Below are 24086 nucleotides of genomic sequence, written 5' to 3' on the forward strand. Positions count from 1 at the left end.
CCGCCCCAACCCGATGCTGTCTTACAGCCAGTACACCACCACGTACAGGCCCAGCCACACCACGTCCACAAAGTGCCAGTACCACGCAGCGCCTTCGAATGCGAAGTGATGCTCCGGCGTGAAGTGGCCCTTGATCACACGCCCGAGCACGACCGACAGCATGATCGCGCCCATCGTCACGTGGAAGCCGTGGAAGCCCGTCAGCAGGAAGAACGTCGAACCGTAGATGCCCGAGGTCAGCTTCAGGTTCAGTTCGTGATAGGCGTGAATGTATTCGAACGCCTGGAAGCCCATGAACGTGAAGCCCAGGAGAATCGTCAGCAGCAGGCCCTGGATGACCTGGGCACGCTTGCCCTCACGCAGCGCATGGTGCGCCCAAGTGAGCGTCACCCCGGAGGTCAGCAGCAGCGCCGTGTTGATCGTCGGGATCGGCCACGGGCCCATCGTCGTGAACGGCGTTACCGTGCCGGCGGGCCCGGCGTTCGGCCACATCGCGTTGAAGTCGGGCCACAGCAGCTTGTTGTTCAGATCGCCGAGCCACGGCATGGCGATCGTGCGGGCATAGAACAGAGCACCGAAGAACGCCGCAAAGAACATCACTTCCGAGAAGATGAACCAGCTCATCGACCAGCGGAACGAGGCATCCACGCGGTCGCCGTACTTGCCGGTCTCGGATTCGGAGATGGCGTCGGCGAACCAGGCACGCAGCACAAAGAGGAACCACAGCAGGCCGACCAGGAACGTCCACGGGGCCCAGGGCTGAGCATTCACCCATGCCGCGGAGCTCAACAGCACGATCAGCAGGCCAAGGCTTGCCGAAATCGGATGCCGCGACGGCCCGGGCACGAAGTAGTACGGAGCGTTTGCTCGATTCGCACTCATCTCTTTTTCTCCAGCTCTATTTTTTTAGGAATCCACTCGATGTTGCCCGGCCGATGCTGCCCTGGCCGTCTCCTCAACCTGCTCCACCGTTAACCGACAACTGCTCTCACGATCAACAGCAGCACAACGATGAACATGATCGCCGCCAGAACGCCCGCAATGATCACGTGCACGGGATTCAACTGCGCCATGTCACGGTCGTGATCACGACCCTTGCGCACACCGAAGAAAGACCAGAACACCGCCTTCATCGTCTGCGCAAACGATGCGCGTCGCTTGGTCGCTTCCTTCAGTTCGTCCATGTCCTCACGTTCCCTTGTTCGGCATCGCCGGCGCAATGGCTGACGGCGCGTGGATTTCAAAGAAAGTGTAGGACAAGGTGATCGTCTTCACGTCCTTGGGAAGATCCGGATCAATCACAAACACCACCGGCATCTCGCGCGATTCGTTGGCCGTCAGCGTCTGCTGCTTGAAACAGAAACACTCGATCTTCTTGAAGAACTCGGTTGCCTGCTTGGGCGCGTAACTCGGGATGGCTTGCGCCTGCACCGTACGCCCTTCCTTGTTCACCACCTCGTAGACGATCTGACTGATCTCGCCGGGGTGTACGTCCATGCTGTTCTTGACCGGGCGGAAGCGGAACGGCCCCTGGCTGTTCGAATCGAATTCCACCGTGATCGTGCGCGTCTTGTCGACCTGCGAGTTGCGCAGCGCGCCGCCGTCTTCATCGCGCGTGTTGAGCACGTTGATGTTCGTGATCTCGCAGATCTTCTTGTACAGCGGCACCATCGCGTAGCCGAAGCCAAACATGATCACGACCACGACGGCCAGCTTGCCGAGCATCGAGCGGTTCAGGCCGCGCTCCAGGGCTTTGTCGTTTTGGGTCGGATCCGGCTGCGCCGGTGTCTGGCTCATAGGGGTCTCGCGAAATCTCGGTTCAGCGACCAGCGCGTCGGTCCTGGCTAGCCGCCGAACACCACGCGCTTGAAAATCACACCCAGAAAGAAGACCAACGCGATCGTGCCGAGGATCAACCCCAGGCGACGGTTGGCCGCGCGTTGCTCAGGCGTTGGGCTTTTTTCTGGATTCGACATCGTTTGTCCGGAGGATCGCGGGGCCGGCACTCGCCCGCCCCGCGACACCTGCATTACTTCACGTGCGGCGGTTCTTCAAAGGTGTGGAACGGCGCCGGCGAGGGCACGGTCCACTCCAGGCCTTCCGCGCCATCCCAGGGCTTGTCGGCCGCCTTCTCGCCACCGCGGTACGACGGCAGCACCACGAAGAAGAAGAAATACACCTGCATCAGGCCGAAACCCAGTGCGCCAATCGACGCGATCGCGTTGAAATCGGCGAACTGCTGCGGGTAGTCGGCATAGCGGCGCGGCATGCCTGCCAGACCCAGGAAGTGCATCGGGAAGAACGTGAGGTTGAAGGTGATCATCGAACCCCAGAAGTGGATCTTGCCGCGCGTCTCGCTGTACATGTAGCCCGACCACTTCGGACCCCAGTAATAGAAGCCCGCGAACAGCGCGAACAGGGAGCCGGCCACCAGCACGTAGTGGAAGTGCGCCACGACGTAATACGTGTCCTGCAGTTGGATGTCGATCGGGGCCACGGCCAGGATCAGGCCCGTGAAGCCGCCCACCGTGAACACGAAGATGAAGCCGATCGCAAACAGCATGGGCGTCTCGAACGTCATCGAGCCGCGCCACATGGTGGCCACCCAGTTGAAGATCTTCACGCCGGTCGGCACCGCAATCAGCATCGTCGCGTACATGAAGAACAGCTGGCCGGTGACGGGCATACCGGTCGTGAACATGTGGTGCGCCCACACGATGAACGACAGGATGGCGATCGATGCCGTGGCGTACACCATCGAGCTGTAGCCGAACAGCGGCTTGCGTGCGAAGGCCGGCACGATCTGGCTGACGATACCGAACGCCGGCAGGATCATGATGTACACCTCGGGGTGCCCGAAGAACCAGAAGATGTGCTGGTACATCACCGGGTCGCCACCGCCAGCTGCCGAGAAGAAGCTCGTGCCGAAGTGGCGGTCGGTCAGCACCATGGTGATCGCGCCAGCCAACACCGGCATCACGGCAATCAGCAGGTACGCCGTGATCAGCCAAGTCCAGCAGAACATCGGCATCTTCATCAGCGTCATGCCGGGCGCGCGCATGTTGAGGATGGTCACGATGATGTTGATCGCGCCCATGATCGACGATGCGCCCATGATGTGGACTGCGAAGATCGCCATGTCCATGCCCGGGCCCATCTGCACCGACAGCGGCGCATAGAGCGTCCACCCGGCAGCCGTGGCACCGCCCGGTGCGAAGAACGAGCCCACCAGCAGCAGTGCCGCGGGCGGCAACAGCCAGAAGCTGAAGTTGTTCATCCGCGCGAAGGCCATGTCGGAGGCACCGACCTGCAGCGGGATCATCCAGTTCGCGAAGCCCACGAAGGCCGGCATGATGGCGCCGAACACCATGATCAGGCCGTGCAGTGTGGTGAACTGGTTGAACAACTCCGGATGGAAGAACTGCAGGCCGGGCTGGAACAGCTCAAGGCGGATCAGCAGGGCCAGCGTGCCGCCCGAGAGCAGCATCATGAAAGAGAACAGCAGGTACAGCGTACCGATGTCCTTGTGGTTGGTCGCGAACAGCCAGCGGCGCCAGCCGTGCGGATGGTCGTGCGCGTGGTCGTCTCCATGACCGTGCGCGTGATCTTGCGGGTGCGTAACAGCGGTGCTCATCGAGGAACTCCTAGGTTCGGTTCGTCACGCAGACGATCAATCAGCCAGCGTTGCGGTCTTCGGCCGCATTCGCTTGTTGGGACGCCACCTTACCGGCGGATTCAGTTGCAGCAGTCTTGGCGGGCCCGCCTTCGGGCATCTTGCCGCCGCGCGCATCCTTCACTTGCGTCGGCTGCAGCAGGTCGCCGGTATGGTTGCCCCAGTTGTTGCGCTCGTAAGTGACGACGGCAGCGATTTCGACGTCGTTCAGCGCCGAAGCCCAGGGCGGCATGGCGCCCTTCCCGTGCAGCACGATGCCAACGTGGTCCGCCAGCGGGCCATTGGCGATCTTCGAGCCATCCAGCGCCGGGAACGGACCGCCGCCCTTGCCGTTCGGCTGGTGACAGACCGCGCAGTTGGCGGTGTAGACCTTCTCACCGCGCGACTTCAGCTCGTCCAGCGTGTAGGTCTTGTTGGGGTCATCGGCCTTGGCGGCCATTTCCTTCTTCTTGCCGTCGACCCACTTGGTGTAGTCGTCCTGCGAGAGCACGCGCACGACGATCGGCATGAAGGCGTGCTCCTTGCCGCAAAGCTCAGCGCACTGGCCGCGATAGACGCCGACCTTCTCTGCCTTGAACCATGCGTCGCGCACAAAGCCCGGAATCGCATCCTGCTTCACGCCAAACGCCGGGATCATCCACGAGTGGATCACGTCGTTGGCGGTGGTGACGATGCGCACCTTGCGGTTGACCGGCACGACCAGCTCGTTGTCGACTTCGATCAGGTACGTGTTGGATTTGGGCGCCTGGTTGTTGATCTGGTCTCGCGGCGTGGTCAGCGTGGAGAGGAACGAGATGCCCTCGCCTTCGCCCTTCAGGTAGTCGTAACCCCACTTCCACTGGTAGCCGGTGGCCTTGATGGTGAGGTCGGAATTGGTGGTGTCCTTCATGGCGACCACGGCCTTCGTGGCCGGCAGCGCCATCCCGATCACGATCAGGAACGGCACGATGGTCCAGATGATTTCCACTGTGGTGCTTTCGTGGAACGTCGCCGGCTTGTGACCGACCGACTTACGGTGCTTGAAAATGGAGTAGAACATCACCCCGAAAACACCGATGAAGATCACGATACAGATGATCAGCATCATCCAGTGCAGCCAATGGATCTCGGCAGCGATCTTGGTGACCGGAGGCGCGAGATTGAGCTGCCGCACTGCGGGGCCGCCCGGCATGTCTTCCACTGCCAGGGCCGTTTGACTGAGGGCGAGGAGAGAGCCTGCCGCCAGCAAACTTGCCAATGTCTTATTCAACATTTTCATTTTTTATCTACCCAATTGACAGATTCCACTCTGCCCCGGTGCGCGGCTCATGAGACCTGGGTTGGTGCCCGTGTCCCAAACACCGGGAAAGCTCGTCCACAAGCTTGCGCCGACTGGCGCTCACCTGCTGGACCGCGAGCGCGCCATCTTCTCCAGCCAGACGTGCCCGTAATCGGAGGCGTGGCGGGCATAGTACCGCAATGCCCATCCGAGAATCGCGACCTCCAGCCCCGCATCAGGCAGCACCAAACGCGCCTTGCCAAGCAGAAAACCAAGCGATTACGAACGGGGGAATGACGACCAAGGGGTGGACCAGCCAATCTGGCGGGTTGAAAGCGAGCAGTTTCGCTTCATGAGCCAGTTCTTGCGCGGCGTTTCCGAGATGGTGGAGGCGCCGCATGCTGGGTGGAGCGCAGTTTCAATGTCGTGCATTGAACCACTCCTGCCTCGGATGCATACCCGAACGGTTCGCCCGTGGCAAAAAACGGGATAGGCCTTTGGGGGGACTGCTGCGACAAACTGGCGCATTATATGGCCGCGATTGACCCCAAACAAGGTAAAGCGCCTTTATGCAAGTCCCGGCTTGACAAGGTGCGGCAATGCCCCTTCCGCATTAAAAACGTTTCAGGCGCGCGGTTTGCGGCCGATCTGATCGATCGGGATCATCGCCCTGCCCTCCTCGTCCAGCGCCTGCCGCTGGGTCGGCGCGAGCTTCCACGCATGGCCGTAAACGATTTCGAAGGTGAGCGGAATCAGCCCGTCGGGATTGCGTTGCGCATCGAGTGCGTCGAATAGCCGCTGGCGCCAGCGCGGCGTGTGCAGGCCGGCGCCCCCGAGACAGCGACCGGCTTCGTCCGTCAAGCCCGCCATGCCGCCAAGCAGATGCACATCCGCCAGCAACGCCTGGGGCGTTTCGTAAGTGATCGTCAACTGCTCCATGTCCATGACCGGTGTGGACCAGCGGCTATGCACCAGCATGTCGCCAATGTCATGCATGTCGACAAAGCGCAGCGTATGAATGCCCGCGTCGATGCCGGCCAGCGCGCTGCGCAGCTCGCGCAGGGTGTCCGGACCGAACAGGCTGAACATCAGCAGGCCGCCTTCCGTGGTGATGCGGTGCCATTCGGGAAAGATCGCATGCGGCGCCGGGTCCCAGTGCAGCGCCAGGTTCGACCACAGCAGGTCGAATGACGCGCCGGCAAAGGGCAGCGCTCGAAAATCCGCCTGGGCGAAATCAAAGACCGGCCGCTTCTTCAGCAGCCTGCCGAGCCACCCCGCGTCGGTGCGCTGCGGGTCGAGTTTCTGCGCCTGGGCCAGCATGGCGGACGACCAGTCCACCCCGCAGATCTGTGCGTCCGGATATTGCGCGCGCAGCACCGCCAAGCCTTGTCCCAGGCCGCAACCCAGGTCCAGGGCCCGCGCGGGCGTGGCCTTGATGTAGGACAGCCGGTCCTGCATGCGACTGCCCACTTCACGCAGCAAAAAATCCACGTCGGCAAAGCGCGCGGCACGGCGATCAAAGGCGCGCCGCAAAGCGGCAGGACGGGCAAGGACGGGATCGGACATCGACAAGGCGGGGCGGGACACTGCGGTCGTCAAGTATACCGGCCCGCAGATTGAGGCGCCGTCTGATAGCGCAGAAGCCGCAAATCGGCTTGGATAGCGGCTTTTTGCATGCACAAACACGCGTTATCGGCATGGTTTCGGGCCGGACTGCGCCACTTGCTGCCGTGCTCCTGCGCGCTTTGCGGCGCGGTTCAGGGCGACTTGGTGTGCAACGGTTGCACGGGCGACCTGGCGCCGCATCTGCACCGGCGGCGCTGCATCCAATGCGCCATTGCACTGGACGCCCGGCACGTCGCCCGGCATTGCCGCGCGTGTTTGGCCGGCGCGCCCGACTTTGATGCAACTGTCGTCATTGCCGACTACGCTTGGCCGCTCGATCACCTTGTCACCGGATTGAAATTTCGGGCGCAATTGCCATTGGCGGATTGGCTGGCAGACCAACTGGGTCACGCCTTGGCAGCGGCGCCCGGCGACTTGCCCGACATGCTGCTGCCAGTGCCGCTGTCACCCGCCCGCCTGCGCTCGCGCGGCTACAACCAGGCGTGGGAGGTTGCCCGCCGACTTGCCCGCCGATTGGACATTCCCGCCCACGCCGGCGCCCTGCATCGTGTGCGCGATAACGTTGCGCAGGCCACGCTGGATCGGGCCGAGCGGCTGGCCAACCTCCACGGCGCATTTGTCGTTGCCGAGCCGGCGCGCATCGCGGGGCGTCACATCGGCGTGGTCGATGATGTGATGACCACCGGCACGACCCTCGGCGAGATCGCCACACAACTCAAACGCGCCGGCGCGACCCGCGTCACCAACGTGGTCGCCTTGCGCACGCCTTGATCACGTGCTTATGCGACATTGTGTCGCGCCAACTGTGCCAAGCTGTGGCGGGGTGACAACCCTTCCCAATGTGGATAAGCTCGCCGCCGAAATTCCTTCTGCCGTGCCGTCATGTTCAACGTCGTTCTTGTCGAACCCGAAATCCCGCCCAATACCGGCAATGTGATCCGCCTGTGCGCCAACACGGGCGCGCAACTGCATCTGATTGAACCGTTGGGTTTTCCGCTCGAGGATGCGCGCATGCGCCGCGCCGGCCTCGATTACCACGAGTACGCGACGATGCGCGTGCATGCCGATTGGGATACCTTTCTGCGCGATGCGCAGCCCGATCCCGCGCGCATGTTCGCGCTCACCACGCGGGGCTCGACGCCGTTTGCCAGCATGGCGTTCCAGCCGGGCGACTGGTTCGTGTTCGGGTCGGAAACGCGCGGGTTGTCGGAAGAGCGGCGCGAATGGTTTCCCGCTTCGCAGCGGATTCGCCTGCCGATGCGGCCGGACAACCGCAGCCTGAATCTATCGAACACGGTGGCGGTGGTGGTGTTCGAAGCGTGGCGGCAGAACGGGTTCGCGGGCGGCGCCTGATCCAGACGCGCCCGCTGATTGCGGACTGGCTAGCGCGCTGATTCGGATTTGGCGTCGCGCTGCAGCAGACGCTCGACCGCTTTCGCAGCAGGAAGCCCTTCGAACAGGACTTCGCAGACGGTAAAGGTGATCGGCATGTCCACGCCCTTGGCGCGCGCGAGTGCGGCCACGGCCCGCGCGCAACGCACGCCCTCTGCGACGTGACCGAGGCTGTGGAGGATGTCATCGAGGGTGCGGCCCTGCGCGAGCTGCATCCCGACCGTGCGGTTGCGTGACAGATCGCCGGTGGCGGTCAGCAGCAGATCGCCCATGCCGGTCAGCCCCATGAAGGTTTCCGGCCGACCGCCGAGCGCCAAGCCAAGCCGCGTCATCTCCGCCAGCCCGCGTGTCACCAGTGCGGCGCGCGCGTTCAACCCCAGGCCCAGGCCATCTGCGGCGCCTGTCGCGATGGCCAGCACGTTCTTGACGGCACCACCCACTTCCACGCCGACGAGGTCATCGCTGGCGTACACGCGCATCGCGTGATGGTGAAAGCCGCGCTGCGTGAGCTTGCATAGCGCCTCGCTGGTCGAGGCGACCGTCATGGCGCACGGCAGCCCCTGCGCGACTTCCTTGGCGAAGCTCGGCCCCGACAGAACACCGACAGCGAGGTCGGTACGGCCCGACGCCTTCAGCACATCGGCGACGATGGCGTGCGGCAATGCGCTGGTCTCAGGGTCGAAACCCTTGCATAGCCAGATCACGTTGCGCACGCCGCCGTGTGCCGCAATCGTGCGGGTCAGGTCGGCGAGCCCGGCAACGGGTGAAGCGATGACGGCAAGCGCATCATCGCCCGCCGCATGGTCGAGCGCGGCTTGCAAATCAGCAGAAAAACGCAACGATGCCTGCAGCGTCATGCCTGGCAAATACGGCGCGTTGATGTGCGTGGCGGCCATCTGCGTGACGAGGTTCGCGTCACGCCCCCACAGCACGACGTCGTGCGATTGCGCGGCGTGGCTGGCCAGGGCAGTGCCCCAGGCACCGGCACCCAAAACGGAAATTCGCATGCGCGTGTTCAACATCGGTCAGGCAAAGGTCTAGCAGCAGGTCGGGCAAAAAAAAGCCCGCGCAAGCGTGCGGCTGGCGCGGGCCTTTGGCGCAGTGCGCCTCGTACTTAGTGCGTGGCCTGCGAGCCGTCCGGCATCACCAGACCAGCGGCGCCGGCTTGGCCTTGCTGCTCCATGGCAGCGGCCAGGCGTTGTTCGTACAGCGCCTGGAAGTTGATCTCGGCCAGGTGGATCGGCTGGAAGCCGGCGCGGCCGATGGTGTCGGCAATGTTCGAGCGCAGGTACGGGTACACGATGGTCGGGCAGGCGATGCCCAGCAGCGGGTCCATCTGTTCGGCCGGCACGTTGCGGATATCGAAGATGCCCGCTTGCTTGGCTTCCACCAGGAACGCGACCTTCTCCTGCACCTTGGTCGTCACGGTACCGATGACGGTCACTTCAAACACGCCTTCGGCCAGCTGCGAAGCGGCCACATCGACCTGCACTTCGACGGACGGCTGTTCCTGCTCGAGGAAGATGTGCGGCGAGTTCGGTTGTTCCAGCGACAGGTCCTTCAGATAGACGCGCTGGATGTTGAAGAACGGCTGGCCATCCTGGCCCGGTTGCTGCTGTTGCTGGTCGCTCATGACTCGCCTTCAAATGGAATGTGGTCAGTGCTTGGCGGAAGCGTCCGCCGCGCAAGACGCGTATGGTACATGACCCAATGGTGCCCGCTATGAGCGCCGGACCAAAAGTACAACGCCCGGGCTGAGCCGGGCGTTTTCGTGCGGTGCGCAGGCGCGAGACAGAGCCGCCGGATCACGCAGCCAGCAACGGAACCAAGCCACCTTCGCGGTCGAGCGCAGACAGATCGTCGAAGCCGCCGATGTGGCGCTCGTCGATATAAATCTGCGGGACCGTGCGGCGGTTCGTGCGCGTCATCATCTCTTCGCGCTTGCCGGGTTCGCGATCGATCAGGATCTTCTCGATCTGCTCGACACCGCGCTGCTTCAGGAGTCGTTCCGCTGCCACGCAATAGGGGCAGACGGTGGTGCTGTACATGACCACGTGCGCCATAACTTCAACCTCGTTTCTTTATTTCACAACCGGAAGGCCGGCTTGTTGCCAGGCGGCCAATCCGCCCTCGAGCGAATACACCTCACTGTAACCGGCCTGCTTCAGGACTGCTTGGGCCCGCCCAGCGCGCTGGCCGGTCTGGCATACGAGGATGATGGGGGTCTCTTTGTTCTTTGCAAGGCTCGAAGCCTTGCCCTCAAGCTCGCCGAGCGGCGCGTGCTTCGCTTGCGGCAGATGCCCTGCGGCGTATTCGCCGCTTTCGCGCACATCCACCACCACGGCGTTGCGCCGGTTGATGAGCTGGGTGGCCACGGAGGCACTCACCTTGGCGCCACCGCCGCCCGCGATCCGGCGCTGGATGGGCGCCCAGAGCAGCAGCAGACCCGAAACGATGGCGACAGCGAGCAGTGCGAGGTTGTTGTAATCGGCGAAGAACTTCACGGTATCGGTTTCCTGGGATGAGTCGGGCAAGTCTAATGGGCGAACATCAGCCGAACGGTTCGGGGGCCCAAAGCCCGCGGCATTATAAAATAGCTGGTTTCGGCGGCCGCACGATGACGTACGACACGTCGCCCAGCAAGCCGCGCGCAGGTTTTCTCACTTCTCATCATGGCAGTCATGCATAAGCTCGTCCTCATCCGCCACGGCGAATCGACGTGGAATCTGGAGAACCGTTTCACCGGCTGGGTCGATGTCGACCTGACCGACACGGGCGTCGCCCAGGCCCGCCAAGGCGGCAAACTGCTGCGCGAAGCCGGCTTCACGTTCGATCTGGCCTACACCTCGGTGCTCAAGCGCGCGATCCGCACGCTGTGGCATGTGCAGGATGAAATGGACCTGATGTGGATCCCGACCCGCAACGAATGGCGCCTGAACGAGCGTCACTACGGCGCGCTGTCGGGCCTGAACAAGGCCGAAACCGCCGCGCAGTATGGCGACGAGCAAGTCCTCATCTGGCGCCGCAGCTACGACACGCCGCCGCCCGCGCTGGAGCCCGGCGCCGATAACGACGCCTTCGGCAACCCGCGTTACGCAGGCCTCACGCGCGAGCAGGTGCCGTTGACGGAATGCCTCAAGGACACCGTCGCGCGCGTGATGCCGCTGTGGGAAGAATCGATTGCCCCCGCCATCAAGAGCGGCAAGCGCGTGGTGATCGCCGCGCACGGCAACAGCATTCGCGCGCTGGTGAAGTACCTGGACGGCATTTCCGACGCGGACATCGTCGGTCTGAACATTCCCAACGGCACGCCGCTTGTGTATGAACTGGACGCCAACCTCAAGCCGATCCGCCATTACTACCTGGGCGACCAGGAAGCGATTGCCGCGTCGCTCGCGGCGGTGGCCAGCCAAGGCAAGTCGAAATAAACCGTAACGGGCGCTGCGGCACTCCAACGCCTTTATACTGTCGAAGCCTGTAGCCCGGGATGTGCGCGAGCCGTCCCGGGCCATGTTTATCTACTGTTCCCACGTCCACGCTCGACACATGCGAACTTCGCTCAAGAACATCAGCTTGATCGCCATCGGCCTCGTCACCGGGGTGCTGGCGACGCTCCAGCTCTCCGCCACCGCGCAAAACGCGACGGTCGGGCCGCTTCCGCTGGAGAAACTCAGGCTCATGGCGGACATCTTTGGCCAGATCAAGCGCGAGTATGTCGAGCCGGTGGACGACGACAAGCTGCTGACCGAAGCCATCAAGGGCATGGTCGCCAGCCTCGATCCGCATTCGGCCTACCTGGACAAGAAAGACTTCCAAGAGCTGCAGGAAGGGACCCAGGGCCGCTTCGCCGGTCTGGGCATCGAGATCTCGCAGGAAGAGGGCCTGGTCAAGGTCATCAACCCGATCGAAGACACCCCCGCCTTCCGCGCGGGCGTGCAGCCGGGCGACCTGATTACCCGCATCGACGACAAACCCGTGCGCGGCATGCCGCTCGAGCAAGCCGTCAAGCGCATGCGCGGCGCCCCGGGCACCAAGGTCACGCTCACGATCTATCGCAAGAAGGAAGAGCGCACGTTCCCGCTGACCATCACCCGCGCCGAGATCCAGGTGCAGTCGGTCAAGGCCAAGATGCTGGACAACGGCATCGCCTGGGTGCGCATTACGAGCTTCCAGGAACGCACCGTGCCGGACCTGGCCAAGAAGCTCAATGACCTGGCCAAGCAGGACGCCCACCTCAAGGGCCTGATTCTGGATCTGCGCAACAACGGCGGCGGCGTGCTGCAGGCGGCGGTTGGCGTGTCGGCTGCCTTCCTGCCGCCGGACGTGACAGTGGTGTCGACCAACGGCCAAGTGCCGGATGCCAAGCGCACGTACAAGGCGACCTTCGCCAACTACCGCTTGAGCAACTTCGATTCCGATCCGCTGGCGGGCCTGGACCCCGAATTCAAGACCGTGCCGATCATCGTGCTGACCAACGCCTACACGGCTTCGGCGTCGGAGATCGTGGCTGGCGCCCTGCAGGATCACCACCGCGCCAAAACGATGGGCAAGACGACCTTCGGCAAGGGTTCGGTGCAGACGGTGCGTCCGCTGTCGAACGACACCGGCATCAAGCTGACCATCGCGTACTACTACACGCCGTCGGGCAAGTCGATCCAGGCCAAGGGCATCCGCCCGGATATTCCGGTTGACCAGAACCCGGACGGCGACCCGGACGATGCACTGATCACGCGCGAAATCGACACCGAACGCCACCTGCACAACAAGCAGGAATCGGAAGAAGCCGAGATGACCGAGCGCGAAAAGCGCCGCGTTGAAGAGCTGCGTCGCCTGGAAGAAGAAAACGCGAAGAAGACGCCCGAGCAGCGCGAGAAGGAACGCAACAAGAAGCCGATCGAGTTCGGTTCGGCCGAAGACTTCATGCTGCAACAGGCCATCGCCGACCTGAAGGGTCAGCCGGTCAAGCGCTCGAAGTCGGTGTTGGAAGCCGCGGCGGCCGCGGTACCGGACAAGGCGGTGAAGTCGCCGGCGGCCAAGGAATCGAGCGCCCCGGCCAAGCTGCCCAAGGGCAAGGCCGCGCCGGCTTCCGAACCGGCCGCACCGAAGCCCAATGTTCCTGCGAGCGGCGTGCAGCCTGCGCCGGAACCGACCGGCGCCCGTTAAGACACCTGCCGGCAAACGCTGGCAAACTTACGAGGCCGTGCACTGCACGGCCTTTTTCATTGCCCCGCCATGAACGACGATCAACTGCTGCGCTACTCACGCCATATCCTGCTCGACGAAATCGGCATCGAAGGGCAAACGCGCCTGCTTGAGAGCCATGTACTCGTCATCGGTGCGGGCGGGCTTGGCGCCGCGGCCCTGCCCTATCTGGCTGCGGCCGGCGTGGGCACGCTCACCATCGTCGACGACGACACGGTGGACTTGACGAATCTACAGCGCCAGATCATCCACACAACGGAATCGGTCGGACAACCGAAGGTGGCATCCGCACAAGCGGCCATCGCTCGGCTGAATCCGGGCGTGCGCGTGCACGCCTTGCAGCGCCGGCTCGATGCGGATGCGATCGGCGCGCTGCTTCAAGGCGTAAGCGTAGTGCTGGACTGCTCCGATAACTTCAGCACGCGCCAGGCCACCAACCTTGCCAGCGTGCGGGCTGGGGTGCCGCTGGTGTCGGGCGCCGCCATCCGTTTTGACGGGCAGATCAGCGTATTTGACAGCCGCGCCGGCGGCCCCTGCTACGCATGTCTGTTCCCGCCTGACGAGCCCGCACCCGACGTCGCGTGCGCAACGATGGGCGTGTTCTCGCCGCTGGTAGGCATGGTGGGTACGGTACAGGCTGCCGAGGCGCTGAAGCTGATCGCGCGCGTCGGCCAGTCGCTTGTTGGTCGCCTGCTGATGCTCGATGGCCTATCGATGGAATGGACGACGATGCGCATCACGCGTCAGCCGTCGTGCCCGGTCTGTGGCGAAGCGCACTGAGAGGCCCGAAACTGCGCAACAAAAAAGGAGGCCAAGGCCTCCTCCTTTTTTACCGCCTGACGAGACTTACTCGCCCTCGGGCTCCATCTGCGATTGCAGGTAATTCTGGATGCCCACCTTGTCGATCAGCTCAAGCTGCGTTTCCAGCCAGTCGATGTGCTCTTCGGTGTCGTCCAGGATGTCGACCAGAATTTCGCGGCTGACGTAGTCCTTGACCGACTCGCAGTAAGCGATGCCCTCGACCACGGTGCCGTGTGCGGCGCGTTCCAGTTTCAGGTCGCACTCGATGATCTCTTTCGTGTCCTGGCCGATGAAGATCTTGCCGAGGTCCTGCAGGTTGGGCAGGCCGTCAAGCATCAGGATGCGCTCGATCAGGCGATCGGCATGCTTCATTTCGCCGATCGACTCCTTGTATTCGTGGTCGCCAATGCGCTTGAGCCCCCAGTGGCCGTACATGCGCGCGTGGAGGAAATACTGGTTGATGGCGGTCAGCTCGTTCTTGAGCTGGGCGTTCAGATATTGGATGACCTTCTTATCGCCTTTCATTCTTGGGGCTCCAGCAAAGTGCAACTGCGGTGATGGACGCGCGCACGCGTCCTTTCAAGACGAGCCCAGTACCTGACCAGAAAGCAACAAATGCCGCCGAGGCTCAGCGCCTGGGCGGCAATTCGCGGCGACACGAAAAAGGGGGAAATCAGGCTGCCAATGCACCGGCCGCGATGGCCTGATCATTGGCGACGGGCTCGTCGCGACGCTCGATTATGGCATGCGTGCTGGCACGGCCCAAGATTTGATCGACGGGGACACAGCTCACCGCTTCGGCGAGCACCTGCTTGGCGCAGTCCCGACATTGTCCGCAGCACGTGCCCACGCCGAGCGTTTCGGCGAGTTCGTCCATCGTCGACACGCCCAGACGGGCGGCGCCATGGATTTCGCGGTCGGTCACTTGGTTGCAGATGCAGACGTACACGGGATTCCTCCGCAGCGCTCAAAACGCGCGCTGTTAAACCAGAATAACAGAGAATGGGAATGAGAACAATTCTTGTTCGACCCCATTCCAGTCGGAGGGTCATGCAGGTGCACGGGAGCCGCCTTTCTCAGGAAAGACGTGAAATTTCAATCACTTATAGAGGAACCGCGCCTAGGGAGGGCGATGCGCCGGTGCGACACTTGAAGCGACCGACGCTTCCGAGACGCGTGGATCAGGCCCGCGCCAGCGCACCGAGCGCCTGTTCGATTTCCGCCGGTTCGCAGGCATGCAGCAGGCGCTCCGCCTCCCGCATCAGACGTGGACGGTCCGCGCGCAGAATCTGCTGTTTGACGCTCAGCAACTGGGACGGATGCATCGAGAATTCGGTGAGTCCCATGCCGAGCAGCAGACGTGTCATCGAGGCGTCACCTGCCATCTCCCCGCACACCGAGACTGGTTTGCCGGCCTGATGCGCCTCACGGATGGTGCGTGCGATCAATTGCAGCACCGCCGGATGCAGCGGGTCGTACAGATGGGCGACCGCGTTGTCGGCTCGGTCGATGGCGAGCGTGTATTGGATCAGGTCGTTCGTGCCGATCGAGAGAAAATCCATGCGGCGCAGGAACACCGGCAGGATCAGCACGGCGGCCGGAATCTCGATCATGGCGCCGACTTTGATGCCGGGATCATAGGCCAGGCCGTCAGCGTCGAGCGAAGCCTTGGCGCGCGCCAGCAATTCCAGCGTCTGGTCGATCTCGCGGGCGTGCGCCAACATCGGCACGAGAATCTTGATCGGCCCAAATGCCGACGCCCGCAGCAGCGCACGCAACTGCGTCAGGAACATCGCCGGTTCCGACAGCGACCAGCGGATCGCACGCAAACCCAGCGCCGGATTGGGCGCGGTCTCGAACACGTCGTCGCGGATGTCCAGCGGCTTGTCGGCACCAATGTCGATGGTGCGGATGGTGACGGGCAGGCCCATCATCGATTCAACGGCGGTGCGGTAGGCGCGGAACTGCTCTTCCTCGTCGGGCAGCGCGCCACGACGGTTCATGAAGAGGAATTCGGAGCGGAACAGGCCCACGCCCACGGCGCCGGCTTTGACGGCAGCGGCCGCGTCTTCCGGCATTTCGATGTTTGCCTGAAGGTCGATCTGCGTACCGTCGAGCGTGACGGTGGGCGTATGGCGCAGGCGCTCGAGGCGCTTCTTCTGCAGCTCGCCTTCGCTGCGGCGATGGCGGTATTCCTCGAGGATGGATGTGTTCGGATCGACAATGACGATGCCGTTGTCGCCGTCGATGACGACGATGTCGTCCTGACGAATCAGCGTGCTCGCGTTGTGTACGCCCACGGCGGCCGGAATGTCGAGGCTGCGCGCCACGATGGCGGTATGCGAGGTGCGACCGCCGAGATCGGTCACGAAGCCGGCGAAGGTCTGACCGCGGAACTGCAGCATGTCGGCCGGCGCAATATCGTGCGCGACGACGATCATGCCGGCGTCCGGATCGCAGCCGACCGCCACCGGCGCGGGCGCCAGCGCGGGCGCACCGGCGAGCACTTTCAGAATGCGTTCTACCACCTGCTCGATATCGGCCTTGCGCTCGCGCAGGTATTCGTCTTCGATTTCGCCGAACTGGCGGATCAGTTCTTCAAGCTGCGTTGTGAGCGCCCACTCTGCGTTGTAGCGTCGCTGGCGAATCAGCGTCTCGGGCACCTGCGAGAGCAACGCGTCGTCCAGAATCATCGCGTGCACATCGAGGAAGGCGCCCATCTCTTCGGGCACGTCGGTAGGCAGGTCACGCTTGAGTGCGGCCAGTTCGGCACGCACGGTGGCGCGGGCATTGCGCAGGCGCTCGACCTCGGCGTCGAGCTTGTCTTCATCGACGAGGTAATGCGACACATCGAGCGCCGCACGCGCCAGCATGTGGGCGCGGCCGATGGAGATGCCGCGCGAGACCGGAATACCGTGCAGGGTAAAAGGCATAGACGCTGGCCGGAGCGGCGTTGAAGTGAAGTGTGTCGAGCGGGTTATTCGCCTTCGCCGAAGCGATCGTTGATGAGCGCGACGAGACCATCCATGGCGTCGTGCTCGTCGGGCCCGTCGATCTCCAGCGTGACGGTGGAGCCGATGCCCGCAGCCAACATCATCACGCCCATGATGCTCTTGGCGTCGACCTGACGGCCGTTGCGCGACATCTTGATCTGGCTGTCGAACTTGCTGGCGAGCTGCGTGAGTTTGGCGGAGGCGCGGGCATGCAGCCCGAGCTTATTGATGATGGTGATATCCCTCTGCAGCATATTTGTCCGGATGGTTGGCAACCTGGTTCTGAACGGCTGTCGAGCCGACCTGCAGTACGCCTTGCGCGCCGCCGGCCAGGGCCTTGGCGGCAAGTTGTTCGAGTTTTTCGGAGCGATAGCAGATGGCGCGCACGAGCATCGGCAGGTTCACGCCGGCCAGCACGCGCACGCGGCCCGGATCGGCCAGGCGCGAGGCGATATTGGCGGGCGTCGCCCCGAAGATGTCGGTCAGCACCAGTGCGCCGTTGGCTTCAATGAGTTCGGCGAGCTTGTCGCGCGCCTGGGCCAGCACGGCGGCCGGCTCGGCATCAGGCAGGACATCGATTGCGCCCAGCCGTTCGGGCTGACCGCAATAGACGTGTGCAGCGCAATCGCGCAGTGCGCTGGCCAGCGGCGCATGAGCGATGATGAGAATCCCTGCCATGATCGAAAAGCGAATCGGTGTAGCGCCGATTGTATCAGGGCCATTTGGCGCAATTGTGCAGCCGCGCACCGGATCTCCCCCTTGTGGAGGACCCTCGGCAGAGGGGCCACGCCGTCCTTTTAGGCAGGCTTGCGCCCCAGCCCGCTCGTCTTGCCTGCGGCGCGCTCCAGCGCGTCGATGAACATCCCAGCCACGTTAAAGCCCGTCTGCTGCGTGATTTCCTGGAAGCACGTGGGGCTCGTGACGTTGACCTCGGTGAGGTAATCCCCAATGACATCCAGGCCGACGAGCAGCAGACCGCGTTGCCACAGCACCGGCGCAAGTGCATGTGCAATCACATGGTCGCGCTCGGACAGCGGCTGTGCCCGGCCCGTACCGCCCGCCGCCAGATTGCCGCGAACTTCGCCCGCCATCGGTACCCGCGCCAGCGAATGCGGCACCGGCGACCCGCCGATCAGCAGGATGCGTTTGTCGCCCTCGCGAATCGCTGGGATGTACTGCTGAGCCATGATCGTGCGGGCGCCGTTGTCGGTCAGCGACTCGATCACCGCGCCGAGATTCATGCCGTCCGGGCCCACGCGGAAGATACCGGCGCCGCCCATGCCGTCGAGCGGCTTGAAGATAACGTCGCCCTGCTCGGCGTGGAATTCACGCAGGCGCTTGGCATCGCGCGACACGATGGTCGGCACGGTGAACTCGCGGAACTGCGCGATGGCGAGCTTCTCCGAATGGTCGCGAATCGCCTGCGGCTTGTTGAAGACCCGCGCGCCCTGGCGCTCGGCAATCTCCAGCAGCCACGTGCTGGTGACGTACTCCATGTCGAACGGCGGGTCCTTGCGCATGAGCACCGCGTCAAAGCCCGTCAGCGGCAGCAGGCGCGCATCGCCGGCGCGATACCAGTCATGCTCATCGCCGGTCAGGGCGATCGGCGTGGCAACCGTTTCGACCACGTTGTTCGCCAGCGTGAGCTGTGACTGCAGGCACGTGTAGATGGCATAGCCGCGCGCCGCCGCCTCGCGCATCATCGCGAAAGTGGAATCCTTGTAGGTCTTGAACGTCGACAGTGGATCGACGATGAACAGGATGCGCATGGCGGTTCCTTCTACAGCGTTTTATGGCCGATCAGATCAGCGGGTTGGGGTCAGTCTTCTCAAGCTCGAGCGACGCAGCCAACAGCGCCAGGCGCGCCACCACGCCGTACATGTAGAAGCGGTTCGGCTCGCCCGCGCCGGGCTTGGCATGGCTGTCCGGGAGGGAATTCGACGCGAATGGCAGCGGCACGAAGTGCATGCCCGGCGCATTCAGATTCTCGTCCACGCCGCGGCCCGTGTGAACCCGGTAGAAACCGCCAACCACATAGCGGTCGATCATGTACACGACGGGCTCGGCCACCGCTTCGTTGATCTTCTCGAAGGTGTGCACGCCTTCCTGCACGATCACTTCGGAGACCTCCAGGCCCTCCTTGACCACGCTCATCTTGTTGCGCTCCTTCCGGTTGAGGCCCTTGACCTCGGAAGGATCGCGCACGGTCATCACGCCCATGCCATAGGTGCCGGCGTCGGCCTTGACCACCACGTACGGCGTCTCGGTCACGCCGTATTCCTTGTACTTCTTGGCGGTTTTCTTCAGCACCGTCTCCACTGCGTGGGCGAGTTCTTCTTCGCCGGCGCGCTCATGGAAGTCCAGCCCACTGCACTTGGTGAAGTACGGGTTGACCATCCACGGGTCGATGTCGATCAGCTTGGCAAACTTCTTGGCCACTTCGTCGTAAGCAGCAAAGTGGTTGGTCTTGCGGCGCTGCGACCAGCCAGCGTGCAGCGGCGGCAGCAGATATTGTTCGTTGAGGTTCTCGAGGATGGGCGGCACGCCGGCTGACAGATCGTTGTTCAGCAGGATCGAGCAAGGGTCGAAGTCTTCCATGCCCAGACGACGGCCCTTGGTGCCGATGCGCTTGATAGGCTCGACGACGAGGCGCTGCCCATCGGGCAGGTCGATCGGCGTCGGCTCGGTGATGTCCTCGGAGAGCGACCCAAGACGCACATTCAGCCCTGCTTGGCGCATGATCTGCGACAGGCGCGCCACGTTCTGCAAATAGAACATGTTGCGCGTGTGGCGCTCGGGGATCAGCAGGAGGTTCTTGGCGTCCGGGCAGATCTTCTCGATGGCGGCCATGGCTGCCTGCACGGCCAGCGGCAGCATCTCGGGCGCGAGGTTGTTGAAGCCGCCTGGAAACAGGTTCGTGTCGACAGGCGCCAGCTTGAAGCCGGCGTTGCGCAAATCGACGGAACAGTAGAACGGCGGCGTGTGTTCCTGCCACTCCAGGCGGAACCAGCGTTCGATGGCGGGCGTGGCGTCAAGAATCTTCTGCTCGAGCTCCAGCAGCGGCCCGTTCAGCGCGGTGATCAAGTGCGGAACCATACCCTTCCTATTGATGTTATTTATCGCCCACTCCGATTGTAGAGGAACAGGCAATAGCTTGCAGACGACAGCGGGCTATCGATATGCGGTCAGGAAGGAAGATTCGCAAGAGGCGTAGTGCGGCAGTGCAGCAGGCCACACAAAAAAAGCGGACAAAAAAAAAGCGCGGGGCTGCCGCGCTTGGGGAATAGCCTGACAGATACGGGGAGCGTTCTGCAGGTGGAGGAAACCACGTCTGCAATGTAAGCGCCCGCATAACGAGAGGCAATTGAAGGTTTTTTACATCGGACTTAAGGACGTCCGGCTCAGGGGCGGTGAAACAAAAAACCCGGCGCGCAGCCGGGTCTTTTGCAAGATGGTGCAGACGATCAGTCTTCGTAGGCGGTTTCGCCGTGGGACGTGATGTCCAGGCCTTCGCGCTCCTCTTCTTCCGGCACGCGCAGGCCAACAATGGCATCGACGATCTTGTACGAGATGAACGCCACGACTGCGGACCAGATCACCGTGGTCGCCACGCCCTGGAACTGAATCCACAGCTGGCCGCCGATCGAGTAGTCATCGGCCACCTTGTTGGCGACATAGTCGTAGATGCCCGTGCCGCCCAGGCTCGGTGCCGCGAACACGCCGGTCAGCAGCGCGCCGAGGATACCGCCCACGCCGTGCACGCCAAAGACGTCGAGCGTGTCATCCATGCCCAGCATGCGCTTGAGGCCATTCACGCCCCACAGGCACAGCAGGCCGGCGATGATGCCGAGCGCGATCGAACCCATCGGGCCGACAAAGCCGGCAGCCGGGGTGATGGCGACCAGGCCAGCCACCGCGCCCGATGCAGCACCCAGCATCGACGGCTTGCTCTTGCCGAACCACTCGCCGAAGCTCCACGACAGCACGGCAGCGGCGGTGGCCAGCAGCGTGTTGACGAAGGCCAGCGCGGCGCTGCCGTTGGCTTCCAGGGCCGAACCGGCGTTGAAGCCAAACCAGCCGAACCACAGCAGCGAGGCACCGACCATCGTCAGCGTCAGGCTGTGCGGCTTGAGCGCCTCACGACCAAAGCCGATGCGTTTGCCGAACAGGAACGCGCCCACCAGACCGGCCACAGCGGCGTTGATGTGCACGACGGTACCGCCGGCAAAGTCCAGCGCGCCCTTCTGGAACAGCCAGCCCGACTTGGCGGTCATTGCTTCAGCAGCCTTGGCATCCGTGAAGCCATCCGGACCCGGCCAGAACCAGACCATGTGCGCGATCGGCAGGTAGCTGAAGGTGAACCACAGCACCACGAACAGCAGCACGGCCGAGAACTTCGCACGCTCGGCGAAGGCGCCGATGATCAGCGCGCACGTAATCGCCGCAAATGCACCCTGGAAGGCGAAGTACGCATATTCCGGCACCACCACGCCCTTGCTGAAGGTGGCGGCGACCGAATCCGGCGTCAGGCCTTTCAGGAACAGGCGATCCAGCCCGCCGAAGAAGGCATTGCCCTCGGTGAACGCGAAGCTGTAACCGTAGATGGCCCACAGGATGATGATGAGCGAGAAGATGCCCATGCACTGCATCAGCACCGACAGCATGTTCTTCTTGCGGACCAGGCCGCCGTAGAACAGCGCCAGACCCGGCAGCGTCATCAGGATGACGAAGGCGGTGGAGATCAGCAGCCACGCCGTGTCGCCCTTGTTGGGAACAGGCGTAGCGGCAGCCGGTGCAGCAGGCGCAGCAGCTGCGGCGGCCGGAGCAGCTGCAGCGGCGGGGGCGGCAGCCGGTGCAGCAGCGGCCGGCTCGGAAGCAGCGGCGGCTGCAACCGGCGCCGAAGCTTCGGCCGCCGGCTTGTCCTGTGCGACGGCCGGCGCCGACACCACGGCGCCTGCGAGCACGGCAACGACGGCCCCAGCCGTCAGAAATCGTGTGAACCAGGTTTTCATGTTTTGACCTCTTCCTTGGCGGATTGGGGCTTATAGGGCGTCGCCGCCGGTCTCACCGGTGCGGATGCGAATGACTTGTTCGACGTCGGCCACGAAGATCTTGCCGTCGCCGATCTTGCCGGTGCGCGCGGATTTTTCGATCGCCTCGACGGCGCGCTCGACCACGTCGTCAGGCACAGCCACTTCGATCTTTACTTTAGGCAGGAAGTCGACGATGTACTCCGCGCCGCGGTAAAGCTCGGTATGACCTTTCTGGCGCCCGAAGCCTTTGACTTCCGTGACGGTAATGCCCGACACACCCACTTCGGACAGCGCCTCGCGGACCTCGTCGAGCTTGAACGGCTTGATGATGGCCATGATGAGTTTCATGCTGGTTGCTCCTCGGTCGGCGGCGCCGAAGCACCGCCGCGCATCGTTATTGGAAAGTCTTGGTGATCGACAGCAGGGCCGTTGCCTTGCCCATGTAGTTGCCGCGCGTGTTCGTGTAGAACGCGCGCGCAGCATTCGTATCGATGTAGGCCAGCGATGCCGCCCAGCCGTTGCCGAAGTCTTTCGTCACGCCAACCTTCCAGTCGGCATACGAGGCGCGCACGGCCTGGTGCGGCACTTGCTGGTAGCCGGCATGCAGGTTCAGCGTCAGGCCCCAGAAGCCGGTGTCGAAGTTGCCCGACAGGTCGAAGTACTGGCTGTGATGCGAATCGGGCGTACCGAACAGGTTCGAGAACGCGTGCGAATACTTGAACGTGACCGGGCCGTAGCCGATCTGCGCATAGCCTTCGGTGGTGTGCGGACGCGTGAAGCCGTCGGGGTAGCTGCCCGGGTAGTAGTACTGGAGCACGCCAACGTCGATCGGCACGTCCTTGATGATCTCGGTCTTGTAGCCGGCGTAGAAGTCCATCTCGATCGGCGCGGAGACGTTCGAGTTGGAATCGCTCAGCCAGCTGATCGAAGAGTTCCAGTTGCCGACATAGAAGCCCTCGGGCAGCACGCCGCCCGGAATGGCGTAGTCAAAGCCGCCCTGGATGGCCGGCTTGTTGTTCGTCTGCATGATGCCGCGGTAGCGGTATTGGCTGGCCAGCGTGACGTTGGCCGTGAGCGCGGCGGGCGCGGGCGCGGGTGCGGCAGCCGGTGCATCAGCCGCGGGTGCGGACTGGGCGATGGCGGATTGGCTCACACCGGCAACGGCACCGGTCAGCAGTACAAGGCTGGCTGCGTACGCAAACTTCTTCATAACGGCTCTCCCCCTTTAGAAAGTCGCAAACGGCAATGGAAAAAAAATCGCACCAGTTCTGCAACTGTCATGCCATGTCCATGTCGTCGGATTGGAGAGTCCCTTCGGTTCCAGCGTGCCGCTACGCCATCGCGCAAACCGGGGAGAAATTGGGGACGGGTCGCGCCTGACCACACCTGCTGCCCGCGAAGGGTTGCCACAGGCCGGTTCCCGCTGAGATGTCCGACACCGTCATGGCGCGATAAAAACCATGTGATAGAGTGATTTCAGCCCTATGCAGCGGCGCGCGATGCGCGGCACGGGAACTGCGGAGACGCGTTCTGTCCCCGTTTGTACGGCGCCTCCGATGCCGCATCGCAGCGAGATTTGGAGCAAGGTGTGCCGTTTAGCGCGCTCAGCCGGTACCATCGCGGCCGGCAGCACCGAAACCACGCGCTTGGCGTAGGCCTTCGCACCACGAGACAGCAATTCCAGCGCACAGTTGCGGTGCATGCACCGGCTTGGCGCAGGCAGCACGACCCACGGAGCAAACGACATGAAACCGACCGATCTCTTTTCCGATTTCCAGAATCGCGTGAGCGAAGCGCTGCGCAACTCGCCGGCAGCGGATATCGAGAAGAACGTCCGCGCAATGATGACCCAGGGCTTCTCGAAGCTCGATCTCGTCACGCGCGAGGAATTCGACGTGCAATCGCAGGTCCTGGCGCGTACGCGTGCGCGCCTGGAAGAACTGGAAACGCGCGTGGCGACGCTGGAAGCGCAGCTCAAGTCTACCGCTCCAGCAGATCAGTAAATCCGGTGCCCGGTGTTGCGCCGGGTCCGCATCTGCATGGCCGCTGTGCCGGCGGCCGCACCCCTGCTGCGGCGCACAGCGAAAAGATCGGTGCGCCGCCTTGTT

At 63.3% G+C, this 24086-nt stretch carries 28 protein-coding genes; 6 read left to right on the forward strand and 22 right to left on the reverse strand.

The features are described 5' to 3' along the window. Nucleotides 1–21: 21 nt before the first annotated feature. The 8 genes from R2669_RS12045 to R2669_RS12080 form a co-directional block, all read right to left on the reverse strand. On the reverse strand, nt 22–882 hold the full coding sequence (locus R2669_RS12045; RefSeq protein ID WP_147216830.1) for a cytochrome c oxidase subunit 3: 861 nt from the start codon (nt 880–882) through the stop codon (nt 22–24). An 89-nt stretch (nt 883–971) separates the two neighbouring features. Continuing rightward, the gene (locus R2669_RS12050; protein ID WP_147216832.1) at nt 972–1184 is read right to left on the reverse strand and encodes a DUF2970 domain-containing protein; all 213 of its coding nucleotides are present in this window, start codon (nt 1182–1184) and stop codon (nt 972–974) included. Between the two features lie 4 nt (nt 1185–1188). Continuing rightward, nucleotides 1189–1797: a cytochrome c oxidase assembly protein gene (locus R2669_RS12055; RefSeq protein WP_316900282.1), complete on the reverse strand. Its 609-nt coding sequence runs from the start codon at nt 1795–1797 to the stop codon at nt 1189–1191. Between the two features lie 47 nt (nt 1798–1844). Then, nucleotides 1845–1976 (reverse strand): cytochrome oxidase small assembly protein, encoded by a 132-nt coding sequence (locus tag R2669_RS12060; protein ID WP_009277177.1) that lies wholly within the window; start codon nt 1974–1976, stop codon nt 1845–1847. Between the two features lie 53 nt (nt 1977–2029). After that, nucleotides 2030–3634 (reverse strand): cytochrome c oxidase subunit I, encoded by a 1605-nt coding sequence (ctaD, locus tag R2669_RS12065; RefSeq protein ID WP_102064424.1) that lies wholly within the window; start codon nt 3632–3634, stop codon nt 2030–2032. A 40-nt stretch (nt 3635–3674) separates the two neighbouring features. Beyond that, a complete protein-coding gene (coxB, locus tag R2669_RS12070) occupies nt 3675–4931 on the reverse strand; it encodes a cytochrome c oxidase subunit II (RefSeq protein WP_316900284.1) in 1257 nt (418 codons plus the stop codon). Between the two features lie 120 nt (nt 4932–5051). Then, nucleotides 5052–5177, reverse strand: coding sequence for a hypothetical protein (locus tag R2669_RS12075; RefSeq protein ID WP_316877284.1), 126 nt, complete (start codon nt 5175–5177; stop codon nt 5052–5054). 378 nt (nt 5178–5555) lie between these two features. Beyond that, a complete protein-coding gene (locus R2669_RS12080; protein WP_316900286.1) occupies nt 5556–6497 on the reverse strand; it encodes a methyltransferase domain-containing protein in 942 nt (313 codons plus the stop codon). A gap of 108 nt (nt 6498–6605) precedes the next feature. On the opposite strand from R2669_RS12080, the gene R2669_RS12085 reads away from it, so the two are divergent. Both R2669_RS12085 and trmL read left to right on the forward strand, forming a co-directional pair. Then, on the forward strand, nt 6606–7328 hold the full coding sequence (locus R2669_RS12085; protein ID WP_316900288.1) for a ComF family protein: 723 nt from the start codon (nt 6606–6608) through the stop codon (nt 7326–7328). Between the two features lie 111 nt (nt 7329–7439). Beyond that, nucleotides 7440–7910, forward strand: a complete 471-nt coding sequence (trmL, locus tag R2669_RS12090; RefSeq protein ID WP_316900290.1) for a tRNA (uridine(34)/cytosine(34)/5-carboxymethylaminomethyluridine(34)-2'-O)-methyltransferase TrmL — start codon at nt 7440–7442, stop codon at nt 7908–7910. Nucleotides 7911–7939: 29 nt separating this feature from the next. Here the strand turns inward: trmL and R2669_RS12095 are convergent, their stop codons facing one another. The 4 genes from R2669_RS12095 to R2669_RS12110 all read right to left on the reverse strand — a co-directional run bounded on the left by R2669_RS12095 (nt 7940) and on the right by R2669_RS12110 (nt 10453). Continuing rightward, nucleotides 7940–8956, reverse strand: coding sequence for an NAD(P)H-dependent glycerol-3-phosphate dehydrogenase (locus tag R2669_RS12095; protein ID WP_316900292.1), 1017 nt, complete (start codon nt 8954–8956; stop codon nt 7940–7942). 107 nt (nt 8957–9063) lie between these two features. Beyond that, the gene (secB, locus tag R2669_RS12100) at nt 9064–9582 is read right to left on the reverse strand and encodes a protein-export chaperone SecB (protein ID WP_316900293.1); all 519 of its coding nucleotides are present in this window, start codon (nt 9580–9582) and stop codon (nt 9064–9066) included. A 172-nt stretch (nt 9583–9754) separates the two neighbouring features. Then, the gene (gene grxC, locus R2669_RS12105; RefSeq protein ID WP_004633497.1) at nt 9755–10012 is read right to left on the reverse strand and encodes a glutaredoxin 3; all 258 of its coding nucleotides are present in this window, start codon (nt 10010–10012) and stop codon (nt 9755–9757) included. 18 nt (nt 10013–10030) lie between these two features. Then, nucleotides 10031–10453: a rhodanese-like domain-containing protein gene (locus R2669_RS12110; protein WP_027678353.1), complete on the reverse strand. Its 423-nt coding sequence runs from the start codon at nt 10451–10453 to the stop codon at nt 10031–10033. A 177-nt stretch (nt 10454–10630) separates the two neighbouring features. Between R2669_RS12110 and gpmA the strand changes: the two genes are divergently transcribed. From gpmA to R2669_RS12125, 3 genes are all read left to right on the forward strand, one after another. Beyond that, nucleotides 10631–11377 carry a 2,3-diphosphoglycerate-dependent phosphoglycerate mutase gene (gene gpmA / locus R2669_RS12115; RefSeq protein ID WP_316877293.1) on the forward strand — a complete coding sequence of 249 codons (747 nt, stop codon included), beginning with the start codon at nt 10631–10633 and terminating at the stop codon, nt 11375–11377. Between the two features lie 118 nt (nt 11378–11495). Next, nucleotides 11496–13112, forward strand: a complete 1617-nt coding sequence (locus R2669_RS12120) for a S41 family peptidase (RefSeq protein ID WP_147216844.1) — start codon at nt 11496–11498, stop codon at nt 13110–13112. Between the two features lie 69 nt (nt 13113–13181). Further along, nucleotides 13182–13931 (forward strand): HesA/MoeB/ThiF family protein, encoded by a 750-nt coding sequence (locus tag R2669_RS12125; RefSeq protein ID WP_316900295.1) that lies wholly within the window; start codon nt 13182–13184, stop codon nt 13929–13931. 66 nt (nt 13932–13997) lie between these two features. Here the strand turns inward: R2669_RS12125 and bfr are convergent, their stop codons facing one another. The 10 genes from bfr to R2669_RS12175 all read right to left on the reverse strand — a co-directional run bounded on the left by bfr (nt 13998) and on the right by R2669_RS12175 (nt 23188). Continuing rightward, complete coding sequence (gene bfr, locus R2669_RS12130; RefSeq protein WP_004637092.1) at nt 13998–14477, reverse strand: bacterioferritin; 480 nt, start codon at nt 14475–14477, stop codon at nt 13998–14000. A 148-nt stretch (nt 14478–14625) separates the two neighbouring features. Beyond that, nucleotides 14626–14901, reverse strand: a complete 276-nt coding sequence (locus R2669_RS12135) for a (2Fe-2S)-binding protein (protein WP_147216848.1) — start codon at nt 14899–14901, stop codon at nt 14626–14628. A gap of 232 nt (nt 14902–15133) precedes the next feature. Further along, nucleotides 15134–16885 (reverse strand): phosphoenolpyruvate--protein phosphotransferase, encoded by a 1752-nt coding sequence (gene ptsP / locus R2669_RS12140; protein ID WP_147216850.1) that lies wholly within the window; start codon nt 16883–16885, stop codon nt 15134–15136. A 44-nt stretch (nt 16886–16929) separates the two neighbouring features. Further along, the gene (locus R2669_RS12145) at nt 16930–17199 is read right to left on the reverse strand and encodes an HPr family phosphocarrier protein (RefSeq protein WP_004637085.1); all 270 of its coding nucleotides are present in this window, start codon (nt 17197–17199) and stop codon (nt 16930–16932) included. Then, the gene (locus R2669_RS12150) at nt 17168–17623 is read right to left on the reverse strand and encodes a PTS sugar transporter subunit IIA (protein ID WP_027678360.1); all 456 of its coding nucleotides are present in this window, start codon (nt 17621–17623) and stop codon (nt 17168–17170) included. The genes R2669_RS12145 and R2669_RS12150 overlap by 32 nt, the downstream gene beginning before the upstream one ends. A 119-nt stretch (nt 17624–17742) precedes the next feature. Next, nucleotides 17743–18714 carry a glutathione synthase gene (gene gshB / locus R2669_RS12155; protein WP_316888689.1) on the reverse strand — a complete coding sequence of 324 codons (972 nt, stop codon included), beginning with the start codon at nt 18712–18714 and terminating at the stop codon, nt 17743–17745. 31 nt (nt 18715–18745) lie between these two features. Continuing rightward, entirely contained in the window at nt 18746–20041 is a 1296-nt protein-coding gene (gshA, locus tag R2669_RS12160) for a glutamate--cysteine ligase (protein WP_147216852.1), read from the reverse strand. Between the two features lie 368 nt (nt 20042–20409). Continuing rightward, nucleotides 20410–21957: an ammonium transporter gene (locus tag R2669_RS12165; RefSeq protein ID WP_316877300.1), complete on the reverse strand. Its 1548-nt coding sequence runs from the start codon at nt 21955–21957 to the stop codon at nt 20410–20412. 30 nt (nt 21958–21987) lie between these two features. Further along, a complete protein-coding gene (locus R2669_RS12170) occupies nt 21988–22326 on the reverse strand; it encodes a P-II family nitrogen regulator (protein ID WP_004637070.1) in 339 nt (112 codons plus the stop codon). 46 nt (nt 22327–22372) lie between these two features. Then, a complete protein-coding gene (locus tag R2669_RS12175) occupies nt 22373–23188 on the reverse strand; it encodes a TorF family putative porin (RefSeq protein ID WP_027678365.1) in 816 nt (271 codons plus the stop codon). A gap of 535 nt (nt 23189–23723) precedes the next feature. On the opposite strand from R2669_RS12175, the gene R2669_RS12180 reads away from it, so the two are divergent. Then, nucleotides 23724–23981, forward strand: a complete 258-nt coding sequence (locus tag R2669_RS12180; protein WP_147214020.1) for an accessory factor UbiK family protein — start codon at nt 23724–23726, stop codon at nt 23979–23981. The last annotated feature ends 105 nt before the right edge of the window (nt 23982–24086 follow it).

The sequence above is a fragment of the Ralstonia edaphi genome (genome assembly GCF_958350185.1).
Taxonomy (GTDB): Bacteria; Pseudomonadota; Gammaproteobacteria; order Burkholderiales; family Burkholderiaceae; genus Ralstonia; species Ralstonia edaphi.

Bases quoted from the DNA above. Each gene is read 5' to 3' on its own strand.
- R2669_RS12045 (WP_147216830.1), bottom strand. From the start codon at position 882: ATGAGTGCGAATCGAGCAAACGCTCCGTACTACTTCGTGCCCGGGCCG.
- R2669_RS12050 (WP_147216832.1), bottom strand. From the start codon at position 1,184: ATGGACGAACTGAAGGAAGCGACCAAGCGACGCGCATCGTTTGCGCAG.
- R2669_RS12055 (WP_316900282.1), bottom strand. From the start codon at position 1,797: ATGAGCCAGACACCGGCGCAGCCGGATCCGACCCAAAACGACAAAGCC.
- R2669_RS12060 (WP_009277177.1), bottom strand. From the start codon at position 1,976: ATGTCGAATCCAGAAAAAAGCCCAACGCCTGAGCAACGCGCGGCCAAC.
- ctaD (WP_102064424.1), bottom strand. From the start codon at position 3,634: ATGAGCACCGCTGTTACGCACCCGCAAGATCACGCGCACGGTCATGGA.
- coxB (WP_316900284.1), bottom strand. From the start codon at position 4,931: ATGAAAATGTTGAATAAGACATTGGCAAGTTTGCTGGCGGCAGGCTCT.
- R2669_RS12080 (WP_316900286.1), bottom strand. From the start codon at position 6,497: ATGTCCGATCCCGTCCTTGCCCGTCCTGCCGCTTTGCGGCGCGCCTTT.
- R2669_RS12085 (WP_316900288.1), top strand. From the start codon at position 6,606: ATGCACAAACACGCGTTATCGGCATGGTTTCGGGCCGGACTGCGCCAC.
- trmL (WP_316900290.1), top strand. From the start codon at position 7,440: ATGTTCAACGTCGTTCTTGTCGAACCCGAAATCCCGCCCAATACCGGC.
- R2669_RS12095 (WP_316900292.1), bottom strand. From the start codon at position 8,956: ATGCGAATTTCCGTTTTGGGTGCCGGTGCCTGGGGCACTGCCCTGGCC.
- secB (WP_316900293.1), bottom strand. From the start codon at position 9,582: ATGAGCGACCAGCAACAGCAGCAACCGGGCCAGGATGGCCAGCCGTTC.
- grxC (WP_004633497.1), bottom strand. From the start codon at position 10,012: ATGGCGCACGTGGTCATGTACAGCACCACCGTCTGCCCCTATTGCGTG.
- gpmA (WP_316877293.1), top strand. From the start codon at position 10,631: ATGCATAAGCTCGTCCTCATCCGCCACGGCGAATCGACGTGGAATCTG.
- R2669_RS12120 (WP_147216844.1), top strand. From the start codon at position 11,496: ATGCGAACTTCGCTCAAGAACATCAGCTTGATCGCCATCGGCCTCGTC.
- R2669_RS12125 (WP_316900295.1), top strand. From the start codon at position 13,182: ATGAACGACGATCAACTGCTGCGCTACTCACGCCATATCCTGCTCGAC.
- bfr (WP_004637092.1), bottom strand. From the start codon at position 14,477: ATGAAAGGCGATAAGAAGGTCATCCAATATCTGAACGCCCAGCTCAAG.
- ptsP (WP_147216850.1), bottom strand. From the start codon at position 16,885: ATGCCTTTTACCCTGCACGGTATTCCGGTCTCGCGCGGCATCTCCATC.
- R2669_RS12145 (WP_004637085.1), bottom strand. From the start codon at position 17,199: ATGCTGCAGAGGGATATCACCATCATCAATAAGCTCGGGCTGCATGCC.
- R2669_RS12150 (WP_027678360.1), bottom strand. From the start codon at position 17,623: ATGGCAGGGATTCTCATCATCGCTCATGCGCCGCTGGCCAGCGCACTG.
- gshB (WP_316888689.1), bottom strand. From the start codon at position 18,714: ATGCGCATCCTGTTCATCGTCGATCCACTGTCGACGTTCAAGACCTAC.
- gshA (WP_147216852.1), bottom strand. From the start codon at position 20,041: ATGGTTCCGCACTTGATCACCGCGCTGAACGGGCCGCTGCTGGAGCTC.
- R2669_RS12165 (WP_316877300.1), bottom strand. From the start codon at position 21,957: ATGAAAACCTGGTTCACACGATTTCTGACGGCTGGGGCCGTCGTTGCC.
- R2669_RS12170 (WP_004637070.1), bottom strand. From the start codon at position 22,326: ATGAAACTCATCATGGCCATCATCAAGCCGTTCAAGCTCGACGAGGTC.
- R2669_RS12175 (WP_027678365.1), bottom strand. From the start codon at position 23,188: ATGAAGAAGTTTGCGTACGCAGCCAGCCTTGTACTGCTGACCGGTGCC.
- R2669_RS12180 (WP_147214020.1), top strand. From the start codon at position 23,724: ATGAAACCGACCGATCTCTTTTCCGATTTCCAGAATCGCGTGAGCGAA.